General features: G+C 54.4%; 12 protein-coding genes. 7 read left to right on the top strand and 5 right to left on the bottom strand.

The features are described from left to right. Positions 1 to 55 precede the first annotated feature (55 nt). Positions 56 to 1,039, top strand: a complete 984-nt coding sequence (locus R3F64_RS14310; RefSeq protein WP_332612156.1) for an aldo/keto reductase — start codon at positions 56 to 58, stop codon at positions 1,037 to 1,039. Between the two features lie 25 nt (positions 1,040 to 1,064). Here the strand turns inward: R3F64_RS14310 and R3F64_RS14305 are convergent, their stop codons facing one another. The 4 genes from R3F64_RS14305 to R3F64_RS14290 all read right to left on the bottom strand — a co-directional run bounded on the left by R3F64_RS14305 (position 1,065) and on the right by R3F64_RS14290 (position 4,606). Beyond that, a complete protein-coding gene (locus R3F64_RS14305) occupies positions 1,065 to 1,691 on the bottom strand; it encodes an SDR family oxidoreductase (protein ID WP_309781963.1) in 627 nt (208 codons plus the stop codon). 93 nt (positions 1,692 to 1,784) lie between these two features. After that, positions 1,785 to 2,474: a VIT1/CCC1 transporter family protein gene (locus R3F64_RS14300; RefSeq protein ID WP_085920370.1), complete on the bottom strand. Its 690-nt coding sequence runs from the start codon at positions 2,472 to 2,474 to the stop codon at positions 1,785 to 1,787. 72 nt (positions 2,475 to 2,546) lie between these two features. Next, positions 2,547 to 3,947: an ATP-binding protein gene (locus R3F64_RS14295; RefSeq protein WP_332612152.1), complete on the bottom strand. Its 1,401-nt coding sequence runs from the start codon at positions 3,945 to 3,947 to the stop codon at positions 2,547 to 2,549. Continuing rightward, positions 3,944 to 4,606, bottom strand: coding sequence for a response regulator (locus R3F64_RS14290; protein WP_199284833.1), 663 nt, complete (start codon positions 4,604 to 4,606; stop codon positions 3,944 to 3,946). The genes R3F64_RS14295 and R3F64_RS14290 overlap by 4 nt, the downstream gene beginning before the upstream one ends. Before the next feature lie 292 nt (positions 4,607 to 4,898). On the opposite strand from R3F64_RS14290, the gene R3F64_RS14285 reads away from it, so the two are divergent. From R3F64_RS14285 to R3F64_RS14275, 3 genes are all read left to right on the top strand, one after another. Continuing rightward, the gene (locus R3F64_RS14285; RefSeq protein WP_332612150.1) at positions 4,899 to 6,089 is read left to right on the top strand and encodes a glycosyltransferase family 9 protein; all 1,191 of its coding nucleotides are present in this window, start codon (positions 4,899 to 4,901) and stop codon (positions 6,087 to 6,089) included. Between the two features lie 279 nt (positions 6,090 to 6,368). Next, entirely contained in the window at positions 6,369 to 6,704 is a 336-nt protein-coding gene (locus R3F64_RS14280; protein WP_332612148.1) for a sulfatase-like hydrolase/transferase, read from the top strand. 67 nt (positions 6,705 to 6,771) lie between these two features. Further along, positions 6,772 to 6,999 carry a sulfatase-like hydrolase/transferase gene (locus R3F64_RS14275; protein ID WP_332612147.1) on the top strand — a complete coding sequence of 76 codons (228 nt, stop codon included), beginning with the start codon at positions 6,772 to 6,774 and terminating at the stop codon, positions 6,997 to 6,999. A gap of 477 nt (positions 7,000 to 7,476) precedes the next feature. Here the strand turns inward: R3F64_RS14275 and R3F64_RS14270 are convergent, their stop codons facing one another. Beyond that, complete coding sequence (locus R3F64_RS14270) at positions 7,477 to 9,075, bottom strand: PQQ-dependent sugar dehydrogenase (RefSeq protein WP_332612145.1); 1,599 nt, start codon at positions 9,073 to 9,075, stop codon at positions 7,477 to 7,479. Between the two features lie 315 nt (positions 9,076 to 9,390). Here R3F64_RS14270 and R3F64_RS14265 point away from each other — a divergent pair, with 315 nt between their 5' ends. From R3F64_RS14265 to R3F64_RS14255, 3 genes are all read left to right on the top strand, one after another. Further along, positions 9,391 to 9,894, top strand: a complete 504-nt coding sequence (locus R3F64_RS14265; protein ID WP_332612143.1) for a DUF3015 family protein — start codon at positions 9,391 to 9,393, stop codon at positions 9,892 to 9,894. A 60-nt stretch (positions 9,895 to 9,954) separates the two neighbouring features. Then, a complete protein-coding gene (locus R3F64_RS14260) occupies positions 9,955 to 11,814 on the top strand; it encodes an Lnb N-terminal periplasmic domain-containing protein (RefSeq protein WP_332612142.1) in 1,860 nt (619 codons plus the stop codon). Between the two features lie 131 nt (positions 11,815 to 11,945). Further along, entirely contained in the window at positions 11,946 to 12,881 is a 936-nt protein-coding gene (locus R3F64_RS14255) for a glycerophosphodiester phosphodiesterase (protein ID WP_332612140.1), read from the top strand. Positions 12,882 to 12,994: the final 113 nt, after the last annotated feature.

The following is a 12,994-nucleotide window of genomic DNA, read 5'->3' as shown; positions in this document are numbered from 1 at the left end:
TAGTGCCACGCTGCTACGGCGCCACTCAAGAACGCGTCACTTCTGGAGACATAGCATGCAACAACGAACGCTGGGCAGCGATCTAACCGTTTCCGCTATCGGCTTAGGCTGCATGGGGATGAGCGAGTTTTACGGCCCTCGGGACGACAGCGAGTCGCTTCGGGTATTAGCGCGGGCGGTAGAACTAGGTATCGACTTTTTCGACACGGCGGATATGTACGGGCCGCATCATAACGAGGCGTTGATTGGCCGCTTTCTCGCCAGTCAAAAGCCTAAGGTCCGTATCGCCACCAAGTTTGGCATTGTGCGCAACCCTGGAGAATATCAACGTAGCCTGAACAGCAGCGCCCACTATGCCCAACAAGCCTGCGAGGCATCACTGCGGCGGCTGGGTATCGAGCAGATCGATCTCTACTACGTCCACCGCGTTAACCCCGACACGCCAATTGAAGAGACCATGGAGGGCTTGGCGCAACTGGTGAAAGAGGGAAAAATTGCCCACATTGGCCTCTGCGAGGTTAGCGCAGAGACCCTTCGTCGAGCCCATGCGGTACATCCCGTCACCGCTGTGCAAACCGAGTATTCGCTCTGGACGCGGGACGTTGAACAAGCAGTATTGCCCACCTGCCAGGAACTCGGCATCGGCTTTGTGCCCTACTCACCGCTGGGCCGTGGCTTTTTGACGGGAAAACTTCAGGCGAATGCCGACTTTGGCGAAGGTGATTTTCGTCCTAACCTGCCGCGCTTCTCTGAACAGGCCATGCATGCCAACCGCCGAATCGCCGACGTGATTGGTGAAATGGCCACCCATAAAGGCTGCACCCCGGCGCAGCTTTCGCTGGCTTGGCTGTTATCCAAAGGCGATAACATTGTGCCGATTCCCGGCACCAAGCGTCTGCGCTACCTTGAAGAGAATGCGGCTGCAACGTCCATCACCCTGACCGCCGATGAGCAGCAACGGCTTGAAGCGGCCACCGAGCGCCTTCCGGTAACCGGTGAGCGCTACACGCCGGAAGGCATGAAGGGGGTTAACGCCTGAACGGCTGGTGGCTCATTGAGAACGTCTACTTGATAATTTCGTCGATCGACCGCTTGCCGTCCAGCAACGCGAACTCCTTGTTGATAACACTGCTTTGCAGCGCGTAGTGCAACGCATGCGCGACATTGGCGCGGGAGATTTGATTGTCGCCGGCCTCGTCGATTGAGCTTGCAAACTGCTGGCTGGCGGCGTCATCCGTCAAACGCCCGGGTTTAAGAATCACGTAGGGTACGCCGCTGTTGCGCAGATGGGCATCGGCGGCGAATTTTGCGGCCATGTAGGGGCGCAACTTCTCGGGCGCTTCCATGGGGTTTTCGGCCCGTATCGCGCTGATCATCAGGTAGCGGGAAATACCTTTCTGCTTGGCGATATCGGCAGCACGAATGGCCCCGTAAAGATCGATCAACAGGGTCTTGTCCGGCCCGGTGTGCGGTCCTGAACCAGCGGTGAAGACCACTTGATCACAGCCTTCAAAGGCATGCGAAAAGTCGTCTTCCAGGTCGGCAATGACGGTATCGATACCTCTGTCATTGAACCATGGCACCTGCTCTTCGCTGCGAATCATCGCCTTGATGGGCGTGCCCGCTTTTTGGGCCAGCTCGCAGAACTGTTTGCCAATCTGTCCGTTCGCGCCAATCACTAACGCCGTCATAACGTCTCCTTGTGTGTTGCCTACCCTTCTAAGAGTGCAGGCACTTAGCCGAAATTCAAGCCTGTAGTATTGTCGCTATAACCGATCAGACGTTTAAGCCATCACGCCAAATGTATGTCCGATGACATATGTTAACCCCATGGCAAGTGCGCCCCAAAACATCACTCTCGCCGCAGCTTTTAGAATGGGCGCTCCTCCAACACGGGCAGCAATAGCACCGAGCAAGGCTAAAAAGAGCAGTGAGAACAACGCGACTAGAGGTATAAGCAGCGCGGGGGGTGCCCACCAAGCCACCAGTAGCGGTAGCAGTGCGCCGATAGTGAATGTCGCGGCTGAAGAGAGTGCTGCCTGAAGTGGCTGCGCTTGGCTGATGTCGGTGATGCCAATCTCATCTCGTGCATGCGCGCCTAGGGCATCGTTGATCATCAATTGCTCGGCGACTTGCCGAGCCAAGTCAGGCGTCAAGCCACGAGTTTCATAGATAGCGGCAAGTTCTTCCTGCTCGAGTTCGTAATGTTCAGCCAATGCTTTGCGTTCGATGTCGAGATCGGCATTTTCGGTGTCCGATTGCGAGCTTACCGACACATATTCTCCCGCTGCCATCGACATTGCGCCGGCCACCAGGCCTGCAATACCCGCCAGCATAATATCACTTTGGGTGGTATTGGCTGCGGCAACGCCTAATATCAAACTGCTGGTAGAAACAATGCCATCATTGGCACCCATCACAGCGGCACGCAGCCAGCCGGCACGGTGAGATCTATGGTGTTCTGAATGTATCATAGGTGTAATACCATCATTGGGCAGCATGCATGGGTCTTATGACCAGCAAAAGACAACCTGTGGCGCCAGAGCTCAAGTAGGAAGTTCCCATCTCACGCTTACCTCTAGTCCACTGGGCTCACGGTTGGAGAGGGTAAGAGTTGCTTGTTGGCGCTGCACGAGCTCAGAGACAATCGACAAACCCAATCCGCTACCGGTGGTGCCTTGACCAGACGCGCGCCTGAAGCGCTCAGTGACTTTCTCTAACAGTGCCTCGGGGAGTCCGGGTCCAGTATCTCTGACAATAAGCTGAGGCAAACCCTCCCAAAGCGCCAACTCTACCTCTACTTGGCCGCCTTTCGGCGTATAGCGCAAGGCGTTATCCAGCAGGTTACGAAACAGAATGCCTACCTCGACGTCGTCGGCGCGAACTTCCAGCCGGGTTAAGCCTGTTAGCTTCAAGTGCTGATCTCGATCTTCAGCGAGTGGCCATAGCTCGGCTACCAACTCAGCAATAATCGGGTAAAGGTCGATAGTGGCCCGTGATGCTGTGGCGACTTGATCCAAACGCGCCAAAATAAGCAGCTGTTCTACTACCCGCTGAAGCCGCTCTACCCCAACATAAGCCTTTTGTAATGATTGATCGCCTCCGGCCTGCGCATTATCCAAGTGGATTCTAAGCGCTGCCAAGGGAGTGCGTAATTCATGGGCCGCATCTGCAGTGAAGCGCCTCTCGCGCTCTAGCGTTGCTTTCAACCGGGCGATAAAGTCGTTGAGCGATTGGCGTAATTCAATAAGTTCTTGTGGAACCGGGTTATCGATTTTACGCAGGTCGTTGGCAGAGCGGCCTTGTACCTGGCTGGAAAGCGCTTGGATGGGCGCTATACCACGCCGGATAATGCGACTCATCAGCCAAAGGAGGAGTGGTAGCAAAAAGAGCATCGGCAATAAATTGTTCCAGGTGATCCGCTCCACCACTTCATCATGAAACGACCCGCGTAGCCCCATGCTGATCCAGGTATCGCTGGCAACGTCGAACATGCTGAACACCCGCCAACGATGACCATCGTAGTTTTCCCAGCGAAAACCCTCCTCGAAAGGGGCGGGGAAAGGGCCGGCATCCTTCCATTTACCTCCTAACAGCCTGGGTGAGCCATCTGAATTCCAAAAACCCAGTACTAATTTAAGCTCTTCCTCGTGGTAAAGCTTGGTACCTGACTCAGAGCTACTCACTGGTGCTTTGTTACCGTCGCGATATAGCTGGGCCGGATATTCTGGAAAGCCCATGCGCGAAGCGAGGCGAGCGTAGTCGTCAATGGTCGCGTCTGGGTCCAATTGGCCAGCCACAATCCGGCTATGCAGGCTGAGCTGTGTATCGAGAATTTCTTCTAGCTCGTGATCGGTAATTAAGTAAGCGGCGGTAACCGCAATGCCCCCAGCGACAACCAAGGTAATGGCTAGCGTACGAAGTAAATAACGCCGTATCGATCTCATTGTGCTTGGCTATCCAGCCGGTAGCCGATCCCGCGCACGTTAATGATCAGATGCTTTTCAAGCTTTTTTCGCAGATGGTGAATGTGAACCTCCACCGCATTGGACTCGACCTCTTCGCCCCAGCCGTAAAGCAAATTTTCTAAACGAGGACGAGATAGCACCTTGTCCGGATGTCTGGCTAGCTCTAACAATAAGGCATACTCCCGTCGGCCCAACTTTACGTCTTTACCCCGCCAACTCACCACATGACGAGCCTCATCAATACTCAGCGCCCCCAGCGTCAATATCTGCGAGGCCCGCCCCTCAGCGCGTCGCATTACGACACGCAAACGGGCGAGCAGCTCCTGCAAATTGAAAGGCTTGAGCACATAGTCATCTGCCCCGGCATCTAAACCACCAATACGGTCTTCCATCGCATCGCGGGCGGTCAAAATCAGAATAGGTAGGATGGATTGCTGACGGAGTAACTGGAGCACCTGCATGCCGTCCATATCAGGCAGGCCAAGATCCAGGATGATCACACTGAAAGTCTCGCTTCCGATAGCGCGGATGGCCTCGCGGCCAAGCATAAACCAATCGACCGTGTACCCCTCGCGTTCCAGCGCCGTTTTAATCCCATCCCCAAGCAAGGGATCATCTTCTATTAGCAGTGCACGCATGCTGCTCCCCCAATCCACGAACCGCTATCTTCGCTACCAAAACTTAAGCTTTTCTTAAATACGGCAACTTATACCCCACAAAGCATACGTATCTGAATTCAACCAGTAAGCCAGCCCCCTTTTTTTGCAAACCTCTTATGCAGCTTAACTCTTCTTTAAGTTATTTAGGCTCAAGCTGCCTCTTTCGCCATGGGCAAGGCCAAAGTAGCGCCTTCAATGGCAGTCATTTTGAATCTGCCTTGTCGCTGCCGCGGGCAGACCATTGTCTATTAACTGAACAGAGCGCCATAGCATGCACTTACTAACACTTATTAGATCAAACTATTATTTAAAAATAATGGCCCGTTTTTTAGAAAAAAGAATGAAGCGATATTTGCTGGGAGCCATGCGGCACATCCTCAAACAGCCTGCACCAGAAACCATTGATAGCCTTGTGGACATAAAGAAAATTTTAATTATTCGCCCCAATTTTCGTCTGGGCAACGCGCTAATCAGCACCCCTGCCATCGATGCTTTTCGTGAACGTTTTCCTTCCGCGCGCATAGACTATTTAGCGACCGACAAAACATGGCCACTGTTGCAACAGCGCCCTGTTGACCATTTCCATTTACTGTCAAGAACTGCCATTCTCCGTCCCTGGCAGTATGTGACACTATGTCGACGCTTACGAGCACAAAACTATGACCTGGCGGTACAAGTGAGCGGAGGATCAACGAGCGGCTTTATAGTGACCCGGTTAATAGGGGCGCGGTACAGCATGGGGGCACGTAAAGGTCACCAGCGGTGGTACAGTATTGAAGTGGAGGGGAAATCATCACATGCCTACGATGCTATCGTTAATTTGACACGCCCGCTCGGTGTTGCTTGTCGTAATCGGCCATTGCTCCAGCTGACGGAGCAGGAACGCTATCAGGCCATCACGAAGATACGACAGCTATTCAGCCTGCATATCAATCAACCGTCAGAAAGTGACTTTATTGCGATCTTCGTAGGCGGGCATCAAAACAAACGTTGGCCGCTGGCATTTTGGCAAATGCTCATCGATGACATAGAAGTCTGCAAAATACGTTATGTCGTTTTCCTTGGGCCGGAGGAATTTAGGCTTCTAGCTCCGATTGAGCAGCGCTTGATGTCATCGCGTTATGGCAGCTTATGCCCACCGCTTCCTATCCGTCACTTTGCTGCAGTTCTAGAGCGTGCGCGATTACTCGTGACACCCGACTCAGGGCCAATGCACTTAGCAGCAGCACTCGATGTGGCCACCATTTCCCTGGTACGTCAGAAAAAATCACTCGCCTTCGTACCGAGAGAAGCCTATGACACGATCCTCTGGCGTCCAGACATCAGTACGGTAGTAGACGCCATACACGCTAATCTTGACAGGCAAGCCACAGCGGCTCCCATGCATGCTATTTCGGTAAAAAAATATCCAAAACAGCGCGTAACGTCACAGCCCAGTGCAGCCCCTACGTACTCTAGTTAATGAATTAACGCGCATAACCGTTCGTAAATCTTTTCATAGAGAGCCTTTCGATGCCCCCTTCGCTTTCATTACCTTCAAAACTTATTGACACCGGTTGGCGTTATCGCCCCGCATTAAGCACGGAGCAACTTGTCTTATAGGTCGTTGTCATATTCAGTTCTTTTACAATGTACCTTTTTTGCAACAAGCCCTTGCTGGCTATGACCTTCTTTCCTTACAGGCGTGGTTTACCTTTGCCACTATGTTTTGATAATGACCTGCCTTCACTTTTGGGTCTTCATGAGCTTTACTTTTCGAACAGTGGGAAAGGATGCCCGTACCATTTCACACGTGGGTGACAAACTTACACTGTTCGTCATCGTGGTGGGCGAAACGGCGCGGGCGGCGAATTGGGGATTAAATGGTTATGGACGCCAAACCACGCCCATACTTGCCCAGCAGCCCGACATTATCCATTTTTCAGAAGTGACTGCTTGCGGCACAAGCACGGCGGTCTCATTCCCCTGTATGTTTTCATTGCCGGGGCGTGACGATTACGTAAGTGCCTATGCTCAGCAGCATGAATCTTTGCTGAACGCATTAGCCCACGCCGGAATAGAAGGTCACCTGGCTTGATAACCAGTCAGGCTGTAAGGGTGTCGGGAGTGACACAAAAGCGCTCTCGCCATAGGACTGTGCGCTTTTGTGCCAAGATGGACGGTACTTGGACGAGGCGCTGGTTCAAGATTTAACCACGCAAATTGACAGTACCTCAGCTGACCATGTGGTCGTGGTGCATAAGCTGGGCAACCATGGGCCCAGCTATTACAAACGCTACCCTGTTGCTTTCGAACGTTTTGTGCCCACCTGCAACTGCTCTGATTTAGCCACGTGCTCAAGACAACGGATGTTTTCCAAAAAAGCAAGATAAAAGCCAACTGTGCCGTTTCCTGCCCAATCACCAACTTTTAAGTAGTCGTTAAGTCTTTGATGACATGATGTGGTTATTCTAACAACCTCAGTGGTGGATGCATGTTCCTACCTCACTTACCCAAACCCTATCTAGCTCATAAAGGCCTGGATGACGGCATTAATAATAAAAGCCTTACCTTAAACGTCATGTTTGTATTAATCATTTTATTAACAGCACTACTTGTGCTCTTTGAAATAAACTCGATAGAAATAATTATCATGTTATTGAGCGTGACGACAAGCAGTATAGGTCAGCTACTTAGGTTCTTCTACTCTGACGATCCACCAGCTTTTTCCCCCTGTGAGTTAATAGATGTACTAGAAGCGATAGGGGTCGCAGAGGTCGGAACGTTAGTATGTTTATATCTGCTTGCCTAGCTCGAACTTCTCATGGGACAGAAAAGAAAGTGACTGAAAGGGCCATGAGAAATCCAGGCTACGGTATCACTTTCAGCAACCTGCCCTGCGGGCTGTCGGTGAGCAGGTAGATCGCGCCTTCCGGCCCTTGACGCACATCGCGAATGCGCTCTTCCAGCTCGCCGAACAACCCTTCTACGTCTTTGGCACTTGAGCCGTCATCAGATAATCGGACGCGGCGCACTTCTTTATTGACCAGTGCGCCGACCAGCAAGTCGCCCTGCCATTCGGGAAACAGCTCACCGCTGTAGAGCGCCATGCCGGAAGGTGCAATCGAGGGCGTCCATTCAAGCGTCGGTGGTTCGGTACCTGGGTAGTCTTCGAACGGCGTCACCCGTGCGCCGGTGTAATCCAGCCCACCCGTGGCGATTGGCCAGCCGTAGTTAGCACCTGCTTCGATGATATTGATCTCGTCACCGCCCCGCGGGCCGTGTTCGTGGGCGATAAGCCGCTGTTGTTGGTTGTCGAACACCAACCCTTGTACGTTGCGGTGCCCAAGACTGTAGATTTCCGGGCGAGCCTCACCGTAGTACACAAAGGGGTTGTCCTGGGGCACGCTGCCATCCGGGTTTAGCCGCACAAGGCTGCCGATATGATTGCCCAGATTCTGTGCCTCCTCGCGGTAATCAAAGCCATCGCCCAGGGTCAGTATCAGGGTGCCATCCGGTAGCCAGGCGATGCGCCCGCCGAAGTGGGCAGCGCCCTGCTTGGCGGGTTGAGCACGAAATATCTCGCTGACGTTTTCCAGGCTGTTCTCTGCCAGTGTGGCCCGGGCCAGACAGGTGTGGTTGGCCTGTGCAGTGCCGCAGGCGTAGCTGAGATACACCTGCCGGTCGTCTTCAAACTGCGGTGAAAGCGCCACATCAAACAGCCCTGCTTGCCCAGCGGCAAATACCTCCGGCACGCCGCCCAGCGATTCCACCAGTGTTTCCCCTTCATTGCTCAGCAGCCGGAGTCGGCCCGGGCGCTCGGTGACCAGCATCCGCCCGTCGGGCAGAAAGGCCAGCGACCAAGGGTGCGCTAAATCGTCGGCAAGCGTTTCAATATGATACGGCGGGTCGGCCTGCGCCTGGGCCGGTTGGCTAATCCCAGGCAATACCGTGGCCAAACCACCGACAGCGACCAACACCGCGAAACCGGAAAAACCGCGCGGGCGCCTGGCATCTTGGACACGTCGACGCAGCCCCGCGAACACGGTACCGGCCACTCCCGCGGTCGCCAGCATGGCAACAAGCCCGCCAGCACCACGCGTTGCGGCAATCAAGGTGGGCGGTGGGGCCAGGATATTAACCAGCCACAACGTGGCCCAGAGCCCGACAATCCCGGCGACCCCACACAGCGGTATTGAATACCGACCGCCCAGTTGACGGGACAGCAGCACGGCCGAGGTCTGGGAAACCAAGAAACCCACGCCAAACAACAGTGCGTAAAGCGGCGCAAAACTGAGCAGATCCTGCCATGTGGTGTTGATTCTTACGGCTGGCGGTATTGCCACGCCCATCGACTGTATCGCTGCCAGGTTGAGCTGGGTTTGCACCACGCTACCCAGGACCACGCCTACCAGCAGGGCGATTACAAAATAGATTCCGGTCAGTGCCCAGCGGAGTTGGTGGGTCATTGGAAGTCTCTTGTGGTAGGCAATTCGCATGGGAGTAGTCGCTTCAGTATTGCGTTGACAAGCTGTTTTATTCAAATGGCTTTTCTTAACTTGACGGTGCCATTTCAGAACATCGCATGACGTGCACGCGAAGTGTCATGTAAGCCATATCTTACATGGCTGTAGGTTTTGGCTTACAAAAAAAGCATGACAAAACTGGTAACATTAAGAAGACTTTATACATAGCTCACCTCTAGCGTATTGACGAATCTTGAGGCTTGTCGGACCTCTCGATATAAAAACTCCAACCGACAAAATAAATCATTAGGGAATACCATGCTGAAACGTTCTATGACAGCGGCTGTTGCACTGTTAGGCGCTACCGCCGTACTTACCTTGAGCACCACCACTTTCGCCAACGATCATCAGGGTGATATCAATCCGTGGCAACATTGCGGTATCGGTGCCGCTATTTTTGACGACAACACCACAGCGGCTGCCATCTCGAATGTGATTTGGGACTCGGGCACCACCGCCGTCACGTCAGCCACAATCTCTCCCGAGACCTGCGAAAGCGAAGAAGTCAAGGTGGCTCAGTTTATCGATGAAACCTACGACCAGTTGGCCATGGAAGCGGCCATGGGCGAAGGCGAGCACCTGACGGCTGCCCTCGGACTCGTGGGCTGTGATGCCAGCAACTCAGCAAGCGTTGCCCAGCTGCGAAACGACCTGAGCACCGTCAGCGCTGACGCCAGCTACTCTTCCATGAGCCATGAAGACAAGGCTTACCGTTTCTACAACAGCCTGAATCAAGCGGCTGCGAACTGTTCAGCCAGCTAATGCCTCATGTGGGCTGGCTTTCTGCCAGCCCACTCCGCTTCCCTAAAGGATACTTCGCGCATGCGGCGGCTTTGGCTGACGACCCTGTTGCTATGCTCACTGTCTAGCACCCTGTTACACGCAGAAGAAACGACCCTTTCGCAACACCCCCAATGGCGTTCGCTACTGCATTTTGACCGCCAGACGCCTTTTTCTCCGCCGCGCAGCGCCGTGATCGATGACGCCTTTTTCCTAGCTGAAAATGGCCGCTACGATCCTCGTGCCGAACTGGAAGCAACGCTTGCCGCCTTGCGCTCGCCTTCCCGCGCACCGGGGAAACATGCCCGCTGCCAATTTCCTGCGCGGGCCATGTGGCTCTCAGAAAAAACAGGTGAGCAGTGGCCAGGTGCTGACTGCCCTGAATTCAACGAATGGCAATCAACGCATCAGGGCGCCGGTCTGGGCCTGATGTTTGCGACGGGCTATCTCGGCAATCCCGCCTCGTTTTTTGGTCACATCATGCTTCACTCGGCTTCCGGACAGAGCGTTGGCGCGTCGTCGAATCCACAACACCTGCTGGATACCAGCCTGAACTTCGGCGCGGATGTTCCAAACGATGACGGCATGCTGACCTACATGGCCAAGGGCCTTTTTGGCGGCTACAACGCGACATTTTCCAATGCGTCCTTCTATCGCAATGCCACGCTTTATTCCGAACGGGAAATGCGTGATTTATGGCATTACCAGTTACGCCTGACGGATCAGGAAGCGTCGCTTTTAACAGCGCACCTTTTTGAAATTGTAGGTCAAGATTACGAGTATCTGTTTTTATCCCAGAACTGCGCGTCACGCATTGCCCGCACACTTGAGCTGGTTATCGATGAGGACCTGACGCCGGGTATTTCTCCATGGGTGGCCCCTGAAGACCTGTTAAGAACCTTGAGTCGCGCAGAACATCACGGCCAGCCTTTGCTCGCCGACACGCGCCACATCCCATCGCGACGGCTCACGACCCAACGCCAGTTCACGGCACTAAGCGCGCGTCAACAAGAGGCGGCGAACGCCGTATGGCCCGAGGAAGATAACCTGCAGATGCTGGCGGCCGAATTTACCCAGCTGCCTGCTGCTCAACGAAGCGACGTTCTGGATACGCTGCTCAGCCACGCCTCTTTTCTGCGCCAAACCGGCGATACCGAGCAGCTACCGGAAATCGAGCGGCAACTGCTGCAGGCGCGATTGCGCCTCCCCAAAGGGGATACGCAGACGAACCACCCCAAACCACCTGCCATACATGAAGTGGCGCCACCTGCCTTGGTGAATGTCAGCGGTGTCCATAACAGTCACTCGGGCAATGCGTTTCGCCTTAGATTTCGACCACTTCAGTACGATCTACTGGATACCAATCGGGCGCGCATGCCCCATTCGGCGGTTGAAATTGCCAACGTCGAAATCAACGCCGACGAACAAGGGGTATCATTACAGCGTTTCGACCTTTTTAACATTACCAACCTGCACACCAACGCTATTACATTGCCTACCCTGCCACAAACCGCCTGGCAGATATCGGCGGGGATCCAGCGGAATCGCTTAAGCTGCCGACGCTGCTTCGATGGCGTGGCCAATGTGCTGGGAGGTAAGTCATGGTCGCTAGGTTCTCACCTGCCGTACGTCCTGGCAGGTGCCCAGTTGCGCACCCAACGGCATTACGAAGGGGTAGCGGTACCCATGATCAAAGCGGGCGTGGTCAGTAGCTGGTCGCCACGCCAGCGCACCCACTTGCAGCTGACCCATCGGCGAAACGTTGGTTACGACGACCGCCAGCGGACGGAGTGGCAACTACAACATCGGGTGGCGCTATCCACTGCGTGGGATATCCGGTTTGAACTGCAGCGAGACCAATCGGCTACCGAGGCGAGCCTTGGGTTTTCCCGTTACTTCTAGCGAACGATGCGCACCAACCCAATGATGCAGCGCCATCATCATTACGCGTATTCCGATGAGACTCACCGTTTGGCTTTCATTCGTGAATCCGTGTAGGGTTATTGATCAAACATTCAATTTAAGGAATTCCTATGCAACGTCGTCCTCTGATTGTCGCCATGTCATTGGGTCTTTTCGCTGGTGCTGCCACGACCGCCGCCTTGGCGGATACCTCGCCGCTGGAGCAGCAGCTAAAAGATCTGCAATCGTTTCAAGTCATCGCCCACCGGGGCGCCAGCGGCCATGCGCCGGAGAGCACCATGGCGGCCTACGAACTGGCCCATGAGTGGGGGGTTGATTACCTGGAGTTGGACGCCCAGCTTTCGTCCGACGGTGAAGTGGTGGTGTTTCATGATGACGCCATCGACCGCACCAGCGATGGCGAAGGCGCGATCAACGACTACACCCTGGAAGAGCTGAAGGCGCTGGATACCGGCACCTGGTTCAACGAGGCAAACCCCGATAGCGCCAGCGATGACTTTGCAGGGGCGCAGATGCTCACCCTGGATGAGCTGTTCGAACACTTTGGTCACGATGCCCGCTACTACATCGAAACAAAGTCGCCCCAGTTGAACCCGGGCCTGGAAGAAGCACTGGTGGAAAAGCTGGAAGAATACGACATGATCGAGAACGGTCGCGTCCTTGTTCAGTCCTTCGAGCAGGACAGCCTGTTGAAAGTGCAGGAACTTAACGACGACGTACCGCTGATCCAGCTGGTGTGGTACTACCCCAGCGAAGAAGACGATTCGACACTGGTGGAGTGGACAGGCGTAACACCGGGCCCCGCCGAGATTACCGATGAAGACTTCCAGGTAGTTGCCGACTACGCCGTGGGCATCGGCACGAACTACCTCTATGACGGCCAGGAGGTCATTGACGCCGACTTTGTCCAGCAAGCCCAGGAAAACGGCCTGCCGGTGCACGTCTATACCATCAACGAAACCGAGGAAATGGAGCGTCTGATGGACATGGGCGTCAACGGTCTGTTCACCAACTATCCTGACCGCCTGCTCGAACTCGTCGAGTAACCACTGTTTCACGCACTATCACACCCGGCCACGGCCGGGTGTTTTTTCTAGCGAAACGCGTGTTCGTCGGGCCTGTGCTCGTTCATGGGGGTGAGCGGAAAGGCACTCAATCC

Source organism: Halomonas sp. 5021, from assembly GCF_036663435.1.
Classification (GTDB): domain Bacteria; phylum Pseudomonadota; class Gammaproteobacteria; order Pseudomonadales; family Halomonadaceae; genus Vreelandella; species Vreelandella janggokensis.
The sequence above is the reverse complement of the archived record's forward strand: the minus strand, read 5'-3'. Positions and strand labels throughout refer to the sequence as shown.

Bases quoted from the DNA above. Each gene is read 5' to 3' on its own strand.
- R3F64_RS14310 (WP_332612156.1), top strand. From the start codon at position 56: ATGCAACAACGAACGCTGGGCAGCGATCTAACCGTTTCCGCTATCGGC.
- R3F64_RS14305 (WP_309781963.1), bottom strand. From the start codon at position 1,691: ATGACGGCGTTAGTGATTGGCGCGAACGGACAGATTGGCAAACAGTTC.
- R3F64_RS14300 (WP_085920370.1), bottom strand. From the start codon at position 2,474: ATGATACATTCAGAACACCATAGATCTCACCGTGCCGGCTGGCTGCGT.
- R3F64_RS14295 (WP_332612152.1), bottom strand. From the start codon at position 3,947: ATGAGATCGATACGGCGTTATTTACTTCGTACGCTAGCCATTACCTTG.
- R3F64_RS14290 (WP_199284833.1), bottom strand. From the start codon at position 4,606: ATGCGTGCACTGCTAATAGAAGATGATCCCTTGCTTGGGGATGGGATT.
- R3F64_RS14285 (WP_332612150.1), top strand. From the start codon at position 4,899: ATGCACTTACTAACACTTATTAGATCAAACTATTATTTAAAAATAATG.
- R3F64_RS14280 (WP_332612148.1), top strand. From the start codon at position 6,369: ATGAGCTTTACTTTTCGAACAGTGGGAAAGGATGCCCGTACCATTTCA.
- R3F64_RS14270 (WP_332612145.1), bottom strand. From the start codon at position 9,075: ATGACCCACCAACTCCGCTGGGCACTGACCGGAATCTATTTTGTAATC.
- R3F64_RS14265 (WP_332612143.1), top strand. From the start codon at position 9,391: ATGCTGAAACGTTCTATGACAGCGGCTGTTGCACTGTTAGGCGCTACC.
- R3F64_RS14260 (WP_332612142.1), top strand. From the start codon at position 9,955: ATGCGGCGGCTTTGGCTGACGACCCTGTTGCTATGCTCACTGTCTAGC.
- R3F64_RS14255 (WP_332612140.1), top strand. From the start codon at position 11,946: ATGCAACGTCGTCCTCTGATTGTCGCCATGTCATTGGGTCTTTTCGCT.